Origin of the sequence: Micromonospora sp. CA-111912 (genome assembly GCF_050948415.1) — a bacterium.
GTDB lineage: Bacteria > Actinomycetota > Actinomycetes > Mycobacteriales > Micromonosporaceae > Micromonospora.
This window is the reverse complement of record NZ_CP192007.1, coordinates 5,864,285-5,884,525: the sequence shown is the minus strand read 5'-3', so window position 1 is coordinate 5,884,525 and position 20,241 is coordinate 5,864,285. Positions and strand designations below refer to the sequence as shown.

Here is a 20,241-nt window from a genome sequence, read left to right as displayed (position 1 = left end):
AGTGACGTGTCGCACATTTCCGGACAGTTGCAGGCCGGCCACCCCGCGTCGATCACGGGCTCGGCGGAGCGCCGTGACGGGCGGGCGCGCTCGCTAGGCTGCGCCGATGATCTTCAATCGCAGGGGGAAGCTGGCGGACCGGATCGCCGCCGTCGAGGCGGCCGTACGGGGGCGCGACGGCACCGCCATGACCAGGGCCGTGCCGAGGGTCTGGGAGGTGGCGCAGCAGGCGTCCGTCGCGGAACTGGACGCGGTCCTGCCCCGCTGCGTGGCGCTGCTGCCGCAGCTCGGCCCGAGGGCCGGGGGTCAGTTCTCCGTCCTCTGCGGTGCGCTGGTCGAGCTGGGCGCCCGCCCCGACCCGCTGGTCACCCCGGTGGCCGACGGGTTCGCCGCCGCCCTCGCCGCCGCGCACCGGTTCCGGTCCGGCTGGCAGCGGGTACGCGGCGACGACGCGCTGCCCGACCCCGAGGACCCCGGCACCACGGACACGGCGATCGGCGTGCTGACCGAGGCGTACGGCGACGAGCAGGCCGCCTCCGACGCGGTCCAGGGCTGGTACGCGGCCGGCACCTGGGCCATGCCCGCGATCACCCTGTTGCAGCAGTCCGCCGCCGTGCGGGCCACGTTCCCGCACCGGGAGCGGCTGCGCGCGGTCGGGGCGGAGCTGGCCGGCGAGCGGCCCGACCTGGAGTGCGTCCTCGGGCTGCTGCGGGTGCTCGACGGCGAGCGGCTGCTCGTGCTGCACCGGGCGACGGGCCGGGGATGGCGGGTCACCATCGACGGCGTCGCCGACAACTTCCAGCTGCACACCCTGCTGGCGGGAGCGCTCGCCGGGCCGGCCGAGCGGGGGCTGATCGAAGGGTTGACCGTCGACCCGTCCTGGGTCGAGGTGGCCACCGACGCCCCCGAGGACCGGTTCGGCGGCACGGTCGTCGGCAGCTTCAACCTGGTCGACGGGCACGGCAAGTGGATCTGGAACGAGGGCGCGCCGGCGGACATCCCGCTCTTCGACGACGCCCGCGTCGTAGTCCTGGACCCGCCGCCGTACCAGCGGAGCTGGAACAACATCCGGCGGTTCCCGCTGATGTCCGCGGCGCTGACCGTGGAGGAGACGCTCGCTCCGACCGAGGCGGCCGACTGGCTGACCCGGGTGGCCGAGCCCGCCTGACCATCGGCTTTCGAGGGCCGGATCAGTAACGGACGTCGGCGGGGCGGTCGGACATCGGCAGTCCCGCCTCCCGCCACGCCTGCACCCCGCCGACCATGTCGGTGGCGCGGTGCAGGCCGAGCGTCCGCAGGCTGGCCACGGCCAGGCTGGAGCTGTAGCCCTGCCGGCACACCAGCACGATCTCCCGGTCGTACCCGGTGGCCTCGGGGACGTGCCAGTCGCTGGCCGGGTCCAGCCGCCACTCCAGCACCGTCCGGTCGATGACGACCGCGCTGGGCAGCTCACCCTGTTCCCGGCGCTGCGCCTCGGTTCGGGTGTCGACGAGCAGCGCGCCGAGGCGTACCGCCTCGACGGTCTCGTGCGGGGTCAGCCGGCGGACCCCTGAGCGGGCCTGTTCCAGCAGGGCGTCGACGCCCGGGCTCATCACGTTGTGGCGCACGGCACGAGCATGCCCGCCGCCCGGGTGGTCCGTGCGGTGAAACGGCCTCGGTTCGACCGGACGACGTACCCGCCGTGGGCGGAGGGCCCCGGACCGCTAGCGTCGGGCCCGTGGTGGTTCCGGTCGTCGAGACGTACGCCGAACTGGGCCGGCGGGTGCTGGCCGGGCCGGCGCGGTTGGGGCGTACCCGACTGGTGGCGGTCGACGGGCGCAGCGGCGCGGGGAAGAGCCTCTTCGCCGCGCGCCTCGCGGACGCCCTCGCCGCGCTGCCCGGCGGCGGGCGACCGCCGGTGGTGCACACCGACGACCTGCTCGACGGCTGGGACGACCAGCTCACCTTCTGGCCCCGGCTGGAGGCGCGGGTGCTCGCGCCGCTGCGCGCCGGCCGGCCGGGCGGGTACCAGCGGTACAGCTGGGTACGCAGGTCCTTCCTGCCCCGCGAGGTGCCGGTGCCGCCCGCCCCCGTGGTGCTCGTCGAGGGGGTCAGCTCGGCGCGGGCCGCGGTCCGGCCCGAGCTGACGCTGTCGGTCCTGGTCGCCGCGCCCGACGAGCTGCGGCTGACCCGGGCGGTGGCCCGGGACGGGCCGGGGATCCTGCCGGAGCTGCGCCGCTGGCACGCCGGCGAGCGGGCGCACTTCGCCGCCGACGCCACGGCCGACGCGGTGGACCTGATCGTCGACGGCGCCCCGGCGGTGCCGCACGATCCCGCCCGGGAGTACGTCCGCCTCCCGGCCGGGGGCGGCCGGTGGAGGTAAGGCCGGCATACGATGCCGGTCATGACATCACCGATCATGTCCGACGCCGAGGTGCGGGCCGCCGTCGAGCGGGAACTGCCCGGCGTCCGCGCCGACCTGGAACGACTCGTCCGTATTCCCGGCATCGCCTTCGAGGGCTTCGACCACTCGCACGTGGAACGCTCGGCCGAGGCCGTGGCGGAGCTGCTGCGCGGCTGCGGCCTCGACGTGCGGATCGTGCGCTCGGGCGGGCAGCCCGCGGTGATCGGGACGAGGGCCGCCCCGCCCGGCGCGCCGACCGTGCTGCTCTACGCCCATCACGACGTGCAGCCGGTCGGCGACCTGTCGCTGTGGGAGTCCGACCCGTTCGAGCCGGTCGAGCGAGACGGCCGCCTCTACGGCCGGGGTGCCGCCGACGACAAGGCCGGGATCATGGCGCACGTCGCGGCGCTGCGCGCGTTCGGCGACCGGCTCCCGGTCGGCGTGGTCCTCTTCATCGAGGGCGAGGAGGAGTACGGCTCGGACTCGCTGGAACGGCTGCTCGCCGAGCACCGCAACGAGCTCGCCTCCGACGTCATCGTGATCGCCGACTCGATGAACTGGGACGTCGGCGTGCCGGCGCTGACCACCTCGCTGCGCGGCATCGTGAACTGCTTCGTCGAGGTCCGCACCCTGGACCACGCCGTGCACAGCGGCATGTACGGCGGCGCGGTGCCGGACGCGCTGACCGCGCTGGTGCGGCTGCTGGCCACCCTGCACGACGACGCCGGGGACGTGGCCGTGGCCGGGCTGGCCGCCCGGGAGGGCGCCTCCGTCGACTACCCGGAGGACCGGTTCCGGGTCGAGGCCGGGCTGGCCGAGGGGGTGTCGTTCATCGGCACGGGCCGGATCACCGACCGCATCTGGACCAAGCCGGCGCTCGCGGTGCTGGGCATCGACGCCCCGGCCACCGGTGAGGCCCCGAACGCGCTGGTACCGGCTGCCAAGGCCAAGCTGAGCCTGCGGCTGGCGCCGGGCGACGAACCGAAGCGGGCGTACGCGGCGCTCCAGGAGCACCTCGCCGAGCACGCGCCGTGGGGCGCCCAGGTGACGGTGACGTTCGAGCACGATGGCGATCCGTGCGTCATCGACGCGTCCGGGCCGATGTTCGACGCGGCGCGGGACGCCTTCCGTACCGCCTGGGACGGCACCGAGCCGGTGGACGTCGGCATCGGTGGCTCGATCCCGTTCATCGCCACCTTCCAGGAGATGTTCCCGCAGGCCACGATCCTGGTGACCGGCGTCGAGGACCCGCACTCCCGGGCGCACGGGCCGAACGAGAGCCTGCACCTCGGCGAGTTCGCCCGGGTCTGCGGGGCCGAGGCGTTGCTGCTGGCCAAGGTGGCCGCCGCCGGCACGAACCGGAGTTAGGTGACGAAACGGTAACGCCCCGGTTCGGGCGGGCGTTTTCGGCGTGTCGGGAGCTGGCCTGTTATAGCGTTTCGAACATGAGTACGAACGAGGTGATGGCCCGGCTTGAGGCCGCCGTCAGCGCTCTGGGGGACATCGACGTCTCCGCGTGGCCCGAGGACACGCTCAAGGAACGGATCGGTGATCTCTCCACCGCCCTGGTCGCGCTCGACGCGGTGCTCTCCCGGGTCGCCGACGAGGTGCGCGCCCGCGGCCTGCGCATCGAGGAGCCCGTTCCGGCCTGATCAAGGTCGTCGCCGGGCTGGTCTGGGGGGAGTGGCCCGGCGTCGGGGGGCGGCTGGGCGGCCGGAAGCGGCAACTTCCGGCCGCCGCCGCGTATCCCCAGCGGTGTCGGGGGTGGCTGGCAGGATGGGAGCGTGCGGTTCCTCGACCTGGCGGCCACCTCCGCCGCCGTGGGTGCCACCAGCGGCCGGCGGGCCAAGGTGGAGTTGCTCGTCGCCGCCCTGAAGGCGCTCGACCCGGCCGAGGTTCCGGCGGGGGCGGGCTGGCTCGCCGGCGAACTGCGACAACGTCAGACCGGTGTCGGCTGGGCCGGCCTGCGCGACCTGCCTCCACCGGCCGCCGAGCCGACCCTGACCGTCGCCGCGGTCGACGCCGCAGTCGACGAGATCGCGGCGGTGCGCGGCCCCGGCTCCCAGGCCCGGCGCCGGGCGCTGCTCGACGCACTCTTCGCCGCGGCCACCGCCGACGAGCAGCGCATGCTGCGCGGGTTGTTCAGCGGCGAGCTGCGCCAGGGCGCACAGGCCGGGCTGCTCGCCGACGCGGTCGCCCGGTCCGCCGACGTGCCGATCGGCACTGTCCGCCGGGCCCTGCTGCTCGCTGGTGACCTGCGCGCGGTCGCGGTGGCCGCCCTGAGCGGCGGTGCCGTCGCGCTGGCCGACTTCGGGCTCCAGGTCGGCCGCCCGCTCGCCCCGATGCTGGCGCAGAGCGCCCCCTCGGTCGACGAGGCGCTGGCCGCGACCGGCGTCCCCGCCGTGGTCGACGTGAAGCTCGACGGCATCCGCATCCAGGTGCACCGCGCCGGCTCCGACATCGCCGTCTTCACCCGGAGCCTGGACGAGATCACCGCCCGGGTGCCCGAGGTGGTCGCCGCCGTCCGGGCGTTGCCCGCCCGGCAGTTGGTGCTCGACGGCGAGGCGATCGGGCTGGACGCCACCGGCCGGCCGCTGCCGTTCCAGCAGACGTCCAGCCGGGCCGCCCGCCGCACCACGCCGAGCAACACCGGCCCCGCCCCGGTCGCACCGGCGGTCCTCGCCGCCGAGGGGACCACCGGCGAGGCGGTGCTGACGCCGTACTTCTTCGACCTGCTGCACCTCGACGGGGAGGACCTGGTCGACCGGCCCGGCCGGGAGCGGTGGGCGGCGCTGGCCGGGGCCGTCGACCCGACGTTGCTGGTCGGGCGGGTGGAGGTCGACGGCCCGGAGCCGGCCGGGGAGGCCTTCGCCGCCGCTTTGGACGCCGGCCAGGAGGGGGTGGTGGTCAAGTCCCTCGACGCCCCCTACGACGCCGGGCGGCGCGGCGCGGCCTGGGTGAAGGTGAAACCCCGGCACACCCTCGACCTGGTGGTGCTCGCGGTGGAGTGGGGCAGCGGCCGGCGCAGCGGGTGGCTGTCGAACCTGCACCTCGGCGCGCGGGACCCGGGCAGCGGCGAGTTCGTCATGCTCGGCAAGACGTTCAAAGGGCTCACCGACGAGGTGCTGCGCTGGCAGACCGAGCGGTTCCTCGCCCTCGCCGTGGAGCGGGGCGACTGGGTGGTCCGGGTCCGCCCCGAGCAGGTCGTGGAGATCGCCTTCGACGGCGTGCAGGCCAGCTCCCGCTACCCGGGCGGGATGGCGCTGCGCTTCGCCCGCGTGGTCCGCTACCGCAGCGACAAGACTGCCGCCGAGGCGGACACGATCGACTCGGTCCGGGCCATCCACGCCGGCCGCCGCCCCTGACCGGCCCCGGGGCCACCCCGGCGACGGGGCGCTGTCGGGCGACGGAGGCCCCCGGGGCGGCGGCGTCGGGGCGGCAACGCGTCGGGGCGGCAACGCGTCGGGGTTCAGCGCATCGACAGGGACCGGGCGTAGTTGACCTGGTTGTTGACGTGCATGACCTGACCCTGGTCGGTGACGGGGATGCGGGCCACGTACTGCCGGGGGCCGCTGGTGACCGTGACCTGCACGGTGCCGTGGTGCCGGGTCTCCTTGATCAGCAGGAAGAGCAGGCTGAAGATGGTGAGGCAGAAGAACCCGAGGACGGCGCAGACGATCGCCCAGGGGGCGATCTTCTCCTCCTTCTGCCAGTAGTCGGCGACGTGCCACTGCGCCCCGGCCAGGGGCAGCACGCCCGCGGGCGTACGGATCTCCGGCGGCGTGACCATGATCTCGCCGATCTGCACCGCCACGGCGGACGGCGTCCCGTACTGCGGACCGCCCGGGGCCGAGGTCGGCAGCGCCATCACGGGCGGATGCGGCCCGGGCCGACCGGCGGCCAGCGGCGCGGAGTAGGGGTCTGGCGGTGCCGAGTACGGGTCCGGTGATGTCGAGTACGGGTTCGGTGGTGCGGAGTACGGGTCCGGCGGTGCCGAGTACGGGCTAGGCGGTGCTGAGTACGGGCTCGGCGGTGCCGAGTACTGAGCCGGCGGTGTGGAGTACTGAGCCGGCGGCGCGGAGTACGGGCTCGGCGGTGCGGAGTGCTGGGCGGGCGGCGGCGAGTGCGGGGCTGCCGGGACCGGGTCGCCCGACGCGGCGGGGAACGGTCGCGTGGCGGGCAGCGCGGCGGGCGGGGCAGCGGCGAACGGGTCGGCTGCGGCCGGGAACCCTGCCGGCGGGGTCGAGTACGTCGTCGCCCGGGGCGTGACCGCCCAGGGATCGGTCGACGGGTGTGTCGCCGTCATCGGCTCCGACGGGTGTGCCGTCATCGGCTCCGGCGGGTGTCCCGGGGGCGACGGCTCCGGGTGCGGCGGTGGCGTGGGATCAGGGGTCACCGTGACCCCCCACGGGAGTTGATCACCCGCGGACACTACAACGTTCCGCCGGGTCGCGGGTCCGCCGACCGTCCGGTAGCTGGTCGGACATCGCTCCGAATCGTCGACATCGCGTCGTCCCGCGCTCGTGGACCGGCGATGTCGACGACACCGGGTCGATCACGGCGGCCGGCTCCCGCAGGTGTCAGGCCGGGGTGGTGGGCGTCGTGGGCGTGGGCTCGGCGGCTCGGTCGAGCGGCTTGCGCGGCTCGTCCAGCCCGGCCATCCGGCGGGCCTCCCGCCGGGCCACCCAGCCGTAGCCGAAGAGCGTCATGGCGGCGAACAGCCACCACTGCACCACGTACCCGAGGTTCTGCCAGTTGTTGGTGTGCCCGATCGGCACCGCCCGGAACAGCGGGTCGGCGGCCGGCGTCTGCTCGTCCAGCAGGACGTACGCGCCGTGCACCGGGTACGGCAGCTTGCCGGCCAGCCGGGAGACGGCGATCCGGCGGGTCTCCAGCCGGCCCGCGCGCCGGTCGACGGCCCCGCCGCCGCTCTCGGTCGGGTGCACCCGACCCACCACGGTCACCTCGCCCTGGGGCACCGGCGGAAGCTGCGGCTGGGCCATGGCACCGCCGGGCGCCGGCGGCACCCAGCCCTGGTCGACGAGCACGGCCGTGCCGTCGGCGAGGACCAGCGGGGTGACCACCTCGAAGCCGACCCGGTTGTCGACCGTCCGGCCGCGCACCAGCACGATGTTCGCAGTGTCGTACCGGCCGGTCGCAGTGACCCGGGTCCAGGTGGCCTCGTCGGCGGGGGCCGGGCCGGCGGTGCCGGCGCCCCCGCTCGGCGCGGGCACGGCGTCCCGCAGCGGCGCCGGGGCCATCCGCTCGCCGGCGTCGATCCGCTCGTTGATCGCCGTCCGGCCCTCGTACCGGTCCAGCTGCCAGTTGCCGAGCAGCACCATCACGGCCGCAGCGACCATGGTCAGTGCGAGGATGCCCAGCCAGCGTGGCGTCAGGAGGAACCGGTACACGGGTCGAGGCTACCCGTATGACGGCCACCACTGGCCCGCGGCAGCCCACCACGGCCGCCGGCTGCCCACCCGGGCGCGGCCCGCCGGCCCGCCGGGTCAGCCGACTATTGCGTCGGAGGGTGGGGTGAACTGGCGGGTGGGTTGGCCCTTGAGGGCGTCGCGGAGGGTCTGGGCGACCGCGTTGACCGGGATCTGGGACTGGCCGTCGCCCACCGCGTTGAACGGGTTGTCCGGGTCGGCGATGAAGCTCGCCGCCGCCAGTTCCGGGGTGTATCCGACGAACCAGGCCGACCTGGTGCTGTCCGTGGTGCCCGTCTTGCCGGCCACCGGCCGCCCCACGGTGCCCCGCACGCTGTCCGCCGTCGACCAGCCCCCGCAGCTGCCCTTCGCCGGGGTGTCCCCGGTCGGGCAGCGGGCGGCGTCGGTGGCGGCCCGGGCGGCGTCCGCGTTGACCACCTGCCGGCAGCGCGGCTTGGCGACCTCCCGAGTGATCCCGCCGACCGTGGTGTACGTCGTCGGGTTGCCGTCCCGGTTGCTGATCGACTGCACCGGCATCGACTCGCAGTACCGGCCGTCGGCGGCGATCGCGGCGTAGGCGTTCGACATCTCCAGCGGCGTGGCGTCGGAGACGCCCAGGGTGAACGCGCCCCACTTCTTCGCCTTGCCGGGTGACGCCTGCTCCCGGTCGACGTCGGTGCGCCAGCGCAGCCCGAGCTGCTCGGCGAGCCGGACCGCCGCGTCCGCCCCGACCTTCTCCTCAAGTTGGACGAAGTACGTGTTCACCGACTTGCCGAAGCCGGACCACATGGTCTGCCGACCGGTCATCGCGCCGCTGGCGTTGGACGGCGCCCAGCCGTCGTAGATCGCCGACTGGTACCTGTGCGGCGAGTCGTACGCGGTGGACAGCGGCATCCCGGCGTTGAGCGCGGCCAGCATCGGGAACATCTTGAACGTCGACCCGGCCTGGTACCCGGGCAGGTCGCCGCCGCCGAGCAGCGGGGCCACCGTGTTCGGGTAGTTCGCCTTCACCTTCGGGCCGGCCTCCGGGTTCGAGCTGAGCCCGTTCTCGCTGACGTCCAGCGAGTAGTTCCGGTTCACCGCCATCGCCTTCACCCGCCCGGTGCCCGGCTCGGCAACCACGATGCCGTTGGCGAACGGGCTGCCGGTGCTGTCCTTGGCCCCGACGTTGTTCTCGGCCGCCTCCTGGATCTTCGGGTCGATGCTGAGCACGATCCGGTAGCCGCCCCGGCGCAGCTTGTCCATCCGTTCCAGCCGGTTCTCGCCGAACGCCGGCTGCGCGCTCCACCAGTTCTTGAGGTAGTCGCAGGCGAAGCCCCAGCTGTTGTACTTCTCGGGCAGCGAGGCGCAGTCGTTCGGCGGGTCGGTCAGCTGTAGCCGGATCGGCTCGGCCTTCGCCGCCGTCGCGGCGTCCGACGAGAGGTAGCCGAGCTGGGTCATCCGGTCGAGCACGTAGTTGCGCCGCCCGGTGGCGTCCTTCTGGTCGGAGGTGACGGGGTCGTACTCCGACGGGGACTTGACCAGTCCGGCGAGGGTGGCCGCCTCGGCCTGGGTGAGGGTGGCCGGCGTCTTGGAGAAGAAGATCTGCGCGGCGGCGTAGATGCCGTACGCCCGGTGGCCGAAGTACGCGGAGTTCAGGTAGCGCTCCAGGATCTCCTCCTTGCTCAGCTCCTTCTCCACGTCCAGGGCCATCCGCATCTCCTTGACCTTGCGCAGGCTCGTCTGCTGGGTGGCCTCCTGGACCTCCTTCGGGGTTCGGGCGCTGTCGCGCAGGGCCATCCGGACGAACTGCATGGTCAGGGTCGACGCGCCCTGGGACACCCCGCCGGAGCGGGAGTTGGCCACGAAGGCCCGGGCCACGCCCTTCGGGTCGACGCCGTGGTGCTGGTAGAAGCGGCTGTCCTCGGCGGCCACGATGGCCTGCTGGATGTTCGGGGACATGTCCGACAGCTTGGTGTAGCGCCGGTACTCCTCGTAGAACATCGTCAGCACGGTCCTGCCGTCGGGCGCGTACAGGTAGGAGGTCTCGGCGGGCAGCGCGGTGCGCAGGACGTCCGTCTTCTGTTCCACGGCGTGCGCGGTGGCCTTGGCGCCGAGCCCGGTGACGGCGGCCAGCGGGTAGAGGGCCCCGGCGATCACGATGCCCGCGATCAGCCCGGCACGGAGGAGAGGGACGAGACGACCAGCGCCAGCAAGGGGTCGGTTGCTCACAGGGTCAAGCTATGACATTTCCGATTCAGAAATGAGAAAAACTCATAAACAGGAAGGCGGGTCGGCGGGTGGTGACGCGGCCCACCCCGGGATGCGCTGTCCCGCACGGCGGCTTCCCGGCAGGATCGCGGACATGCGTGCTCAGCCGGCTTCGACGACCCCCACCCGGGATGAGCCGGACCTCGGCCACCACGGGGACGCCGAGGTCGGCGACGGCCTGGTCGACCTCGCCGTCAACGTGCGGCGGGCCCCGATGCCGGACTGGCTGGCCGAGCCGATCATCGCCGCGCTGGGCGACCTGGCCGCGTACCCGGACAACCGGGTGGCCCGCGCGGCCGTCGCCGGCCGGCACGGGCGTCCCCCGGAGGAGGTACTGCTCACCGCCGGGGCGGCCGAGGGGTTCGTGCTGCTCGCCAGGGCCCTGACCGGGGTGCGCCGGCCGGTGGTCGTGCACCCCCAGTTCACCGAGCCGGAGGCCGCGCTGCGGGCCGCCGGGCACGACGTCGAACGGGTGCTGCTCGATCCGGCCGAGGACTTCCGGCTCGACCCCGCCCGGGTGCCGGACGACGCCGACCTCGTCATGATCGGCAACCCGACCAACCCGACCTCCGTGCTGCACCCGGCCGCCGAGCTCGCCGCGCTGGCCCGTCCCGGCCGCGTCCTCGTCGTCGACGAGGCGTTCGCCGACACCACCGCCGCCCCCGGCGTGCCGGGGGAGCCGGAGTCCCTGGCCGCCCGCCGGGACCTGCCCGGCCTGATCGTGGTGCGCAGCCTCACCAAGACCTGGGGGCTCGCCGGGCTGCGGATCGGCTACCTGCTCGGCGACGCCGCCCTGCTGGCCCGGCTGGCCGCGGCGCAGCCGCTCTGGGCGGTCTCCACCCCGGCGCTCGCCGCCGCCACCGCCTGCGCGTCCCCGGCCGCCGTCGCGGCCGAGCGCGCGATCGCCGCCGGGCTGGCCGCCGACCGCGAGCACCTGGCCGCCCGCCTGTCGGCCCTGCCCGGGGTACGCGTCGCGGGCCGCCCGGCCAGCGCGTTCGTGCTGGTCCACCTGCCCGGCGCGGCCGAGGTGCGGCAGCGCCTGCGCGAGCGCGGCTGGGCGGTACGCCGGGGCGACACCTTCCCCGGCCTCGGCCCCGACTGGCTGCGGGTGGCCGTGCGCGACCGGGCCACCATCGACGCGTTCACCGAGGTACTGGCGGAGACCCTGGAGGCATGATGCTCGAGTCCACGATCGCGGCGATCCGGCCGCTCGACGAGCCGGCGATGGTCGCCGCCGGAGAGCTGCACGGCCGGCTGACCAAGCCGGCCGGCTCGCTCGGTGCCCTGGAGGAACTTTCCGTCCGGCTAGCCGGCCTGGCCGCCGCCTGCCCCCCGCCGCTGCCTGAGCCGGCTGCCGTGGCGATCTTCGCGGGCGACCACGGTGTGCACGCCCAGGGGGTGACCCCCTGGCCGCAGGAGGTCACCGCGCAGATGATCGCCAACTTCCTGGCCGGCGGGGCGGTGGTCAACGCGTTCGCCCGGCAGGCCGGCGCCTCGGTCACCGTGATCGACGTCGGCGTCGCCACCCCGCTGCCGCCCGCCCCGTCGGCCGGTGCCGCGCCCCCCCTCGGCGGGGCGAACTCCGCCGCGCCCCGGTTCGTGGCGGCGAACGTGCGCCCCGGAACCCGGGATCTCACCGTCACCGCCGCCCTCACCCGCGACGAGGCCCGCGCCGCCGTGGAGACCGGCATCCGGATCGCCCGTGAGCTGATCGATGCCGGGGCGGGCATCCTGATCACCGGGGACATGGGCATCGGCAACACCACCCCGGCCGCCGCGTTGGTCGCCGCGTTCACCGGCGTCGACCCGGCCGAGGCGACCGGCCGGGGCACCGGGGTGGACGACCCGACGTACGCCCGGAAGATCGACGTGGTCCGGGCGGCGCTGGCCCGGCACGCCCCCGACCCGGCCGACCCGCTCGGCGTGCTCGCCGCCGTCGGAGGCCTGGAGCACGCAGCCCTGGCCGGGCTGATCCTCGGTGCCGCCGCCCGCCGGGTGCCGGTGCTGCTCGACGGGGTGATCGCGGTCAGCGCCGCGCTCGTCGCCGCCGCGTTCGCCCCGGACGCGGTGGGCGCGATGGTCGCCGGGCACCGCTCGGCCGAGCCGGGCGCCACGGCCGCGCTGCGCCACCTCGGGCTCGATCCGCTGATCGACCTCGGGCTGCGCCTCGGCGAGGGCACCGGCGCCCTGCTCGCCCTGCCGGTGGTCACCGGCGCGGTCCGGGTGCTGCACGAGGTGGCCACCTTCGACTCTGCCGGGGTGGCCGAGAAGTGAGCAGCCCGTACCCGCTCGGGCTGCGGCTGGCCGGCCTGCGGGTGGTCGTGGTGGGCGGGGGAGCGGTGGCCACCCGGCGGGTGCCGGCGCTACTCGACGCGGGCGCGGACGTCCTGCTGGTCTCGCCGGAGCTGACCCCGGCCCTGCGCGCCCATGTCGACGCCGGCCGGCTGCGCTGGGAGCCGCGCCGCTTCGCCCCCGACGACCTGGACGGCGCCTGGCTGGTCCAGGCCGCAATCGACGACCCGGCCGCCGCGGCGGTGGTCAGCGACGCCGCCGCCGAGCGCCGGATCTTCTGCGTCCGCGCCGACGACCGGGCCGCTGCCACCGCCTGGACCCCCGCCGTCACCCGGCACGGCCCGGTCACCGTCGCCGTCCTCGGGGGCGGCGACCCCCGTCGGGCCATGTCGGTCCGCGACGCCGTCCGCGCCCTGCTGAGCGCGGGGAAGGGTGTGGAGTCGGTGGGGCAGCGGTCCCCCGTTGACACCCCCGGGGGGCGGGAGCCGGCCGTCGGGCGGGTGGCGCTGGTCGGGGCCGGGCCGGGCGACCCGGAGCTGATCACCGTGAAGGGCTGGCGGCTGCTCACCGAGGCCGACGTGGTGGTCGCCGACCGGCTGGTGCCCGGGCTGCTCCTGGACGAGCTGCGCGCGGGCGTCGAGCTGGTGGACGCCTCGAAGATCCCGTACGGGCCGTCCCGGGCCCAGGAGGAGATCAACCGCATCCTCGTCGACCGGGCCCTGGCCGGTGCCTTCGTGGTCCGGCTCAAGGGCGGCGACCCGTACGTCTTCGGCCGGGGCGGCGAGGAGTTGCTGGCCTGCGCGGCGGCCGGGGTGCCGGTGACCGTGGTCCCCGGGGTGACCAGCTCGATCGCCGCCCCCGCGGCGGCCGGCATCCCGGTCACCCACCGCGCGGTGGCGCACGAGTTCACGGTGGTCTCCGGGCACGTCCCGCCCGACTCGCCGGCCTCCCTGGTGCGCTGGGACGCCCTCGCCGGGCTGCGCGGCACGCTGGTGATCCTGATGGGCCTGAAGAACCTGGCCGCGATCACCGAGACCCTGATCGCCCACGGCCGGCCCGCGCAGACCCCGGCCGCCGTGGTGCAGGAGGGGACGACCGGCGGGCAGCGGGTGCTCCGGTCGACGCTCGGCGCGGTGGCCGCCGACGTGGTCGCGGCGGGTCTCCGGCCGCCGGCCGTGGTGGTCGTCGGCGACGTGGTGGGCACGCTCGACGGCTGAGCCGGGCGGCGCTGTCCCCGCGTCGTCAGGACCGGGCGGTGGCCGGGCGGCGCTGTCCCCGTACACGCGACGGCGGCCGGAGACGGGTGGTCTCCGGCCGCCGTCGCGGTCAGGTCACTGCTTGAGCATGTTGTCCAGCAGCAGGGCGCAGCGGATCAGGCCGAGGTGGCTGTACGCCTGCGGGTGGTTGCCCAGCCCGCGCTCGGCCAGCGGGTCGTACTGCTCGGGGAGCAGCCCCGTCGGGCCCGCCGTGTCGACCATCTGGGTGAACAGCTCCTCCGCGTCGGTGCGCCGGCCGGTGCGCAGGTACGCCTCGATCAGCCACGCCGTGCAGATGTGGAAGCCGCCCTCGCGCCCCGGCAGGCCGTCGTCCCAGTGGTACCGGTAGACGACCGGGCCGCTGCGCAGGTCCGCCTCGATCTTGAGCACGGTGGACAGGAAGCGCGGGTCGTCGCCCGGGAGTAGCCCGGACAGGCCGATCCACAGGGACGAGGCGTCCATGTCCTCGTCGCCGTACGCGACGCTGTACGCCTCCACGTCGGCGTGCCAGCCGTGCTCCAGCACGTTGGCGCCGATCCGGTCGCGCAGGTCCACCCACTCCGCCCGGTCCTCGCCGCCGTGCTGGCGCACCACGTGCAGCGCCCGGTCGACGGTCATCCAGCACATCACCTTGGAGAAGATGTGGTGCCGCGGGGGGAGGCGGGCCTCCCAGATGCCGTGGTCGGGCTCGTGCCAGCGGCGGCGGACCGCCTCGACCATGTTCTCCAGCACCCGCCACTCGTCCTCGCGGACCGAGCCCCGGGTGTCGGCGACGGCGGCGATCAGGTCGGCGATCGGGCCGAACACGTCGAGCTGGAGCTGGTGGTTGGCCAGGTTGCCGACCCGCACCGGCCGGGAGCCGGCGTACCCGGGCAGGGTGTCGATGACCGCCTCGGCGCCCAGCTCGTACCCGTCGACCGTGTAGAGCGGGTGCAGCCGCTCGGGGTGGCCGCCGGTGCGCTCGATGCAGCCGTCCACCCAGCGCAGCAGCGCCTCGGCCTCCTCGATGGAGCCGAGGTCGACCAGCGCCCGCGCGGTCATCGAGGCGTCGCGCAGCCAGCAGTACCGGTAGTCCCAGTTCCGGACGCCGCCCAGCTCCTCCGGCAGCGAGGTGGTCGCCGCGGCGAGGATGGAGCCGGTGGCCTCGTGGCAGAGCCCGCGCAGGGTCAGCGCGCTACGGGCGACCAGGTCCCGGGCCGTGGTGGGCAGCCGCAGCGAGGCCACCCAGTCCTTCCACGGCTGCTCGGCCATGGCCTGCCGCTCGTGGACCGGCAGCCGGTGGTGCTCCAGGCTGTGCGTGGCGAAGCGCAGCTCCAGCACGACCTGCCCGCCGGCGGCGGAGAGATCCACGACGGCCTTGGCCGTCTCGTACCCGCCGTCGTTGCTGACCTGCCACTGCACCCCGGGGGAGTAGAGCGCGACCGGCTCGTTGGAGCCGAGCACCAGCAGGCCGTCGCCGACCGGCTGGAGCTGGGTGGCCACCTGGCCGAACTCGGGTCGGGGGGCGAACTCCACCCGGACCCGCCCGGAGCCGGTGAGCACCCGGACCAGGGTCGAGTCGCCGGTGACGACCGCCGGGCCGTCCGGGGTGGTCTCCCTGGCCGGCTTGTCCAGCCAGTCGGTGACCGTGAGGCCCGACCAGCGGGTCTCCACGGTCATCGTGCCGGAGCGGTAGCGCTGGCCGAGGGGGATGCCGCCGCGCTCGGGGGCGACGCTGAAGTGCCCGGCGGGGCCGCCGCCGACCAGGTCGGCGAAGATCGCCGCCGAGTCCGGCTTGGGGTGGCAGAGCCAGGTGACCTTGGCCTCGGGGGTGAGCAGGGCGACGGTCCGCCCGTTGGCGAGCATCGAGTGCCGCTCGATCGGCACGGCCCGCTCGCCGAAGAGCCAGTGCCGCCGGGTCTCCAGCAGCAGGCCGAGCGCGCGGGCGGCCTCGATCGGCTCGGCGACCCGGTAGTCGGCCTTCGTATCCCCGATACCGATCTTGATGCCCATGTCAGGCCCGTGCAGGTTGCCGAAGGCGTTCTCATCGGTGACGTCGTCGCCGATGAACAGCACCGCGCTGGCCGAGAGCTGGGTGCGGAGCTGGTCGACGGCGGTGCCCTTGTGGGTCGCCACCACGGACAGCTCGATGACCTCCTTGCCCTGGGTGACGGTGACGCCGTCCCAGGTGGCGGGGCCCTTGCGGACGGCCTCGACGGCGGCGGCGGCCACCTGCGGGTCGAGCCCTCGGGTGTGCACCGCGACGCTGGCCGGCTTGCGCTCCAGCCGGATCCCGGGGTGGGCGTTGGCGATCTCACGCAGCGTGTCGCGCAACCGGGTGCGCACGGCGACCAGCTCGGGGGAGAGCCGCTCGACGAAGCCGATGTCGAACTCGGAGCCGTGGCTGCCGACGAGGTGCACCTCGCTGGGCAGCCGGGACAGCGCGGCCAGGTCGCGCAGCGCCCGGCCGGAGACCACCGCGACGGTGGTCTGCGGCAGGGCGGCGAGCGCCCGGACGGCGGCGACGGACTCGGGCAGTGGCACGGCCTTGCTCGGGTCCTCCACGATCGGCGCGAGGGTGCCGTCGTAGTCGCAGGCGACCAGGAGCTGGGGGACCCGGGCTATCCGGCCGATTGCGGCCCTAAGCTCCGGATCCAGCACTTCCGCGGCCGCGGCCGCTCCGTCGTGGACGGACGTGTTCACGCAGCCTCCGAATCAGGCACACCGAGCTCGGTGAGGAACGACTTCGCCCAGTGCCCCACGTCGTGGGTACGCAGGTGACGCTGCATGACACGCATGCGGCGGCGGGCCTCGGGCTTCTCCACGTGCACGGCCTTGAGCAACGCGTCCTTGACCGCGTCGGGGTCGTGCGGGTTACACAAAAACGCCTGGCGCAGCTCGGTGGCGGCGCCGGCGAACTCACTGAGCACGAGCGCGCCGCCCTGGTCGGCGCGCGATGCGACGTACTCCTTAGCCACCAGATTCATTCCGTCTCGAAGGGGGGTCACCATCATCACGTCGGCGGCCACATACATGGCTGCCAGTTCACTGCGACTGTACGACTGGTGCAGGTAATGCACCGCAGGCACGCCGACCCTGCCAAATTCGCCATTAATTCGGCCAACTTCACGTTCGACCTTGACCCGTAGCGCCTGGTAGTGCTCCACCCGCTCGCGGCTCGGGGTGGCGACCTGCACCATAACCGCCTCCGGAACTGTCAACTTTCCGTCAGCAAGAAGTTCGCGGAAGGCCTTGAGTCGAAGCTCGATGCCCTTCGTGTAGTCCAGACGGTCGACTCCCAGGATGATCGTCTTCGGGTTGCCCAACTCCTCGCGGATCTGCTTGGCCCGGGCCTGGATCGCCGGGTCCTCGGCCAGCCGCTCCATCTCCTTCGTCTCGATGGAGATGGGGAAGGCACCCGCCTTCACCTGCCGACCGTCGACCTGGATCATCTGCCCCTCGTAGCGCAGCCCGAGCAGGTGCCGGGCCAGCCGGACGAAGTTCTGCGCGGCCAGCCGCTGCTGGAAGCCGACCAGGTCCGCCCCGAGCAGCCCGCGCAGGATCTCGGCGCGGAACGGCATCTGCATGAACAGCTCGATCGGCGGGAACGGGATGTGCAGGAAGAAGCCGATCCGCAGGTCGGGGCGCAGCTCGCGGAGCATCGCCGGCACCAGCTGGAGCTGGTAGTCCTGCACCCAGACCGTCGCGCCCTCGGCCGCGACCTCCGCCGCGGCCTCCGCGAACCGCGCGTTGACCAGCCGGTACGCCTCGCGCCAGCGGCGCTTGTACGCCGGGGTCTCCACGGCGTCGTGGTAGAGCGGCCAGATCGTCGCGTTCGACTGGCCCTCGTAGTAGCGTTCGAGCTCGTCGGCGCTCAGTGGCACCGGGTGCAGCCGGATCCCCTCCAGGTCGAACGGCTCCGGGGCGGCGCCCGTGCCGCCGGCCCAGCCCACCCACGTGCCCTGGTGCTCCGCGAGGACGGGGTGCAACGCGGTGACCAGACCGCCGGGGCTGCGGCGCCACTGCCGCCCCTCCGGGGTGTTCACCTCGTCGACCGGTAGTCGGTTCGCTACTACGACAAAGGAACTACGGACGGTCACGTTCGGCCACCTCCGGGTGCTGGCGGGTCCACCGCGATGAGCGTACTGAGCGTAGCTGCGGCGTCTGGCGCCTCGTGCCGGAGTTACCTACCCGTCCCACGACCGCCGAACCGTGAAGGTGATCACGCAGGTCAGGGCCGGTCAGAGGTCGTGCTCGACCGACGTGGCGACCACCGTTGCAGGCAATGCGGCTCGCCGGCGTACTGCTGGGGCGGGGTGATGTGGGCGGAGCGGGTCGTACCTGTCAGGATTGAGGATGGCCTGCGTGGTGGCCGGCCCCCGGCCGGCGGCGGCGAGCGGCACCCGGAGCCGCGCCGCGCCCGCACCCCGCAAGCTTCCAGATCGCAACCTATGGAGGTAGCCCGCACCGTGGCCCAGTACATCTACGTCCTGGAGAAGGCGCGCAAGGCGCACGGCGACAAGGTCGTGCTCGACAACGTGACGTTGAGCTTCCTGCCGGGGGCCAAGATCGGTGTGCTCGGCCCGAACGGCGCCGGTAAGTCCAGCCTCCTCAAGATCATGGCAGGGCTGGACAAGCCGAGCAACGGCGAGGCCCGGCTGATGCCCGGCTACACCGTCGGCATGCTCGCCCAGGAGCCCCCGCTCAACGAAGCCAAGACCGTCCTCGGCAACGTCGAGGAGGCGGTCGCGGAGACCAAGGCCAAGCTGGAGCGGTTCAACTCCATCGCCGAGCAGATGGCGACGGACTACTCCGACGAGCTGATGGAGGAGATGGGCAAGCTCCAGGAGGAGCTGGACCACCTCGACGCGTGGGACATCGACTCCAAGCTCGAACTGGCCATGGACGCGCTGCGCTGCCCGCCGCCGGACGCCGACGTCACCGAGCTCTCCGGTGGCGAGCGCCGCCGGGTCGCGCTCTGCAAGCTGCTGCTGGAGGCGCCGGACCTGCTGCTGCTCGACGAGCCCACCAACCACCTGGACGCGGAGAGCGTCTCCTGGCTGGAGCAGCACCTGGCCAAGTACGCCGGCACCGTCATGGCGATCACCCACGACCGGTACTTCCTGGACAAGGTGGCCGGCTGGATCCTGGAGCTGGACCGCGGCCGGGCCATCGGCTACGAGGGCAACTACTCCACCTACCTGGAGAAGAAGGCCGCCCGGCTCGCCGTCGAGGGGCGCCGCGACGCCAAGATGAAGAAGCGGCTCACCGAGGAGCTGGAGTGGGTCCGCTCCAACGCCAAGGCGCGGCAGACCAAGTCCAAGGCCCGGCTGGACCGGTACGACGAGATGGCCACCGAGGCGGAGAAGACCCGCAAACTCGACTTCGAGGAGATCCAGATCCCGCCGGGCCCGCGCCTGGGCAGCACGGTGATCGAGGCGCAGAGCCTGAGCAAGGGCTTCGGCGACCGGCTGCTGATCGACGACCTGTCGTTCTCGCTGCCGCGCAACGGCATCGTCGGCATCATCGGCCCGAACGGTGTCGGCAAGACCACGCTGTTCAAGACCATCGTCGGGCTGGAGCAGCCGACCGACGGCGCGGTCCGGGTCGGCCCCACCGTCTTGCTGTCGTACGTCGACCAGAACCGGGAGGGCCTCGACGGCGACAAGAGCGTCTGGGAGGTCGTCTCCGACGGCCTGGACTACCTCATGGTGGGCAAGGTCGAGATGCCGTCGCGGGCGTACATCGCCGCGTTCGGGTTCAAGGGGCCGGACCAGCAGAAGCCGACCAAGGTGCTCTCCGGCGGCGAGCGCAACCGGCTCAACCTGGCGCTGACGCTGAAGATCGGCGGCAACGTCATCCTGCTCGACGAGCCGACCAACGACCTGGACGTGGAGACCCTCTCCAGCCTGGAGAACGCGCTGCTGGAGTTCCCCGGCTGCGCCGTGGTCATCTCCCACGACCGGATGTTCCTCGACCGGGTCGCCACGCACATCCTGGCCTGGGAGGGCGACGACCAGAACCCGGCGAAGTGGTTCTGGTTCGAGGGCAACTTCGAGGCGTACGAGAAGAACAAGATCGATCGGCTCGGCGCCGACGCGGCCCGCCCGCACCGGGTGACCTACCGCAAGCTCACCCGTGACTGACCGGTTCGTCTACCACTGCACGCTGCGCTGGTCCGACCTGGACGCGTACGGGCACGTCAACAACTCGCGCTTCCTCACCCTGTACGAGGAGGCGCGGGTGGCGTTGATGTTCGCCGGAGGCCGGGCGTGGGGGGTGGGCTCGTTCGCCGACGGGGTGGTCATCCGCCGGCACGAGGTCGACTACCTGCGCCCGGTCGACTACGCGCTGGGCCGGGCCACCGCGGAGGCCGCCCCCACCGTGCGGATCGAGCTGTGGATCGAGGAGATCAGGGTCTCCCGGTTCACCGTCGGCTACGAGCTGTACGACGGTGACGTGCTGGCCAGCACCGCCCGCTCGGTGCTGGTCCCGTTCGACCTGGTCGCCAAGCGGCCCCGGCGGATCACCGAGGAGGAGCGGGCCTTCCTGCTCGCGTACGCCCCGGGCGTCGGCGTGGCCGGGGCCCGGGCGTGAGCGGCGCCCCGGCCCGCCGGCCCGGGTCCGACCTGGCCGGGGGCGGGCACGGGCT

General features: G+C 73.7%; 15 protein-coding genes and 1 pseudogene. 10 read left to right on the top strand and 6 right to left on the bottom strand.

Annotated features, from left to right (window positions below; genetic code table 11):
• Nucleotides 1-106 precede the first annotated feature (106 nt).
• Nucleotides 107-1,168: a hypothetical protein gene (locus tag ACQPZO_RS24555; RefSeq protein ID WP_433344274.1), complete on the top strand. Its 1,062-nt coding sequence runs from the start codon at nt 107-109 to the stop codon at nt 1,166-1,168.
• Between the two features lie 22 nt (nt 1,169-1,190).
• Here ACQPZO_RS24555 and ACQPZO_RS24550 read toward each other — a convergent pair whose 3' ends face one another.
• A complete protein-coding gene (locus ACQPZO_RS24550; protein ID WP_433351228.1) occupies nt 1,191-1,592 on the bottom strand; it encodes a rhodanese-like domain-containing protein in 402 nt (133 codons plus the stop codon).
• 89 nt (nt 1,593-1,681) lie between these two features.
• Here ACQPZO_RS24550 and ACQPZO_RS24545 point away from each other — a divergent pair.
• From ACQPZO_RS24545 to ACQPZO_RS24530, 4 genes and pseudogenes are all read left to right on the top strand, one after another.
• Nucleotides 1,682-2,406 (top strand): annotated as a pseudogene (locus ACQPZO_RS24545) (hypothetical protein); the annotation flags it as partial.
• Nucleotides 2,399-3,751 carry a dipeptidase gene (locus tag ACQPZO_RS24540; RefSeq protein WP_433351227.1) on the top strand — a complete coding sequence of 451 codons (1,353 nt, stop codon included), beginning with the start codon at nt 2,399-2,401 and terminating at the stop codon, nt 3,749-3,751. The pseudogene ACQPZO_RS24545 and the gene ACQPZO_RS24540, both read left to right, overlap by 8 nt.
• A 77-nt stretch (nt 3,752-3,828) precedes the next feature.
• Nucleotides 3,829-4,035 (top strand): hypothetical protein, encoded by a 207-nt coding sequence (locus ACQPZO_RS24535; protein ID WP_350886162.1) that lies wholly within the window; start codon nt 3,829-3,831, stop codon nt 4,033-4,035.
• 132 nt (nt 4,036-4,167) lie between these two features.
• Nucleotides 4,168-5,748 carry an ATP-dependent DNA ligase gene (locus ACQPZO_RS24530; protein WP_433344273.1) on the top strand — a complete coding sequence of 527 codons (1,581 nt, stop codon included), beginning with the start codon at nt 4,168-4,170 and terminating at the stop codon, nt 5,746-5,748.
• A gap of 104 nt (nt 5,749-5,852) precedes the next feature.
• Here ACQPZO_RS24530 and ACQPZO_RS24525 read toward each other — a convergent pair whose 3' ends face one another.
• The 3 genes from ACQPZO_RS24525 to ACQPZO_RS24515 all read right to left on the bottom strand — a co-directional run bounded on the left by ACQPZO_RS24525 (nt 5,853) and on the right by ACQPZO_RS24515 (nt 10,023).
• Entirely contained in the window at nt 5,853-6,689 is an 837-nt protein-coding gene (locus ACQPZO_RS24525; protein WP_433344271.1) for a hypothetical protein, read from the bottom strand.
• A gap of 274 nt (nt 6,690-6,963) precedes the next feature.
• Complete coding sequence (locus ACQPZO_RS24520) at nt 6,964-7,743, bottom strand: SURF1 family cytochrome oxidase biogenesis protein (RefSeq protein ID WP_433351225.1); 780 nt, start codon at nt 7,741-7,743, stop codon at nt 6,964-6,966.
• Between the two features lie 147 nt (nt 7,744-7,890).
• Entirely contained in the window at nt 7,891-10,023 is a 2,133-nt protein-coding gene (locus tag ACQPZO_RS24515) for a transglycosylase domain-containing protein (RefSeq protein WP_433344269.1), read from the bottom strand.
• 133 nt (nt 10,024-10,156) lie between these two features.
• On the opposite strand from ACQPZO_RS24515, the gene cobC reads away from it, so the two are divergent.
• The 3 genes from cobC to cobA are packed head-to-tail and all read left to right on the top strand — an operon-like array spanning nt 10,157 to nt 13,571.
• Nucleotides 10,157-11,239, top strand: coding sequence for an Rv2231c family pyridoxal phosphate-dependent protein CobC (gene cobC, locus ACQPZO_RS24510; RefSeq protein WP_433344267.1), 1,083 nt, complete (start codon nt 10,157-10,159; stop codon nt 11,237-11,239).
• The gene (gene cobT / locus ACQPZO_RS24505; protein ID WP_433351224.1) at nt 11,239-12,336 is read left to right on the top strand and encodes a nicotinate-nucleotide--dimethylbenzimidazole phosphoribosyltransferase; all 1,098 of its coding nucleotides are present in this window, start codon (nt 11,239-11,241) and stop codon (nt 12,334-12,336) included. Before cobC ends, cobT begins: the two co-directional genes overlap by 1 nt.
• Complete coding sequence (cobA, locus tag ACQPZO_RS24500) at nt 12,333-13,571, top strand: uroporphyrinogen-III C-methyltransferase (protein ID WP_433344266.1); 1,239 nt, start codon at nt 12,333-12,335, stop codon at nt 13,569-13,571. Before cobT ends, cobA begins: the two co-directional genes overlap by 4 nt.
• Before the next feature lie 114 nt (nt 13,572-13,685).
• Here the strand turns inward: cobA and otsB are convergent, their stop codons facing one another.
• Together otsB and ACQPZO_RS24490 are read right to left on the bottom strand one after the other, a co-directional pair.
• Nucleotides 13,686-16,292, bottom strand: a complete 2,607-nt coding sequence (gene otsB / locus ACQPZO_RS24495) for a trehalose-phosphatase (protein ID WP_433344264.1) — start codon at nt 16,290-16,292, stop codon at nt 13,686-13,688.
• Nucleotides 16,289-17,689, bottom strand: a complete 1,401-nt coding sequence (locus tag ACQPZO_RS24490) for an alpha,alpha-trehalose-phosphate synthase (UDP-forming) (RefSeq protein ID WP_350886175.1) — start codon at nt 17,687-17,689, stop codon at nt 16,289-16,291. The genes otsB and ACQPZO_RS24490 overlap by 4 nt, the downstream gene beginning before the upstream one ends.
• A 369-nt stretch (nt 17,690-18,058) precedes the next feature.
• Between ACQPZO_RS24490 and ettA the strand changes: the two genes are divergently transcribed.
• The gene (gene ettA, locus ACQPZO_RS24485; protein WP_433351222.1) at nt 18,059-19,735 is read left to right on the top strand and encodes an energy-dependent translational throttle protein EttA; all 1,677 of its coding nucleotides are present in this window, start codon (nt 18,059-18,061) and stop codon (nt 19,733-19,735) included.
• Entirely contained in the window at nt 19,728-20,186 is a 459-nt protein-coding gene (locus ACQPZO_RS24480; protein ID WP_433344262.1) for an acyl-CoA thioesterase, read from the top strand. The genes ettA and ACQPZO_RS24480 overlap by 8 nt, the downstream gene beginning before the upstream one ends.
• Nucleotides 20,187-20,241: the final 55 nt, after the last annotated feature.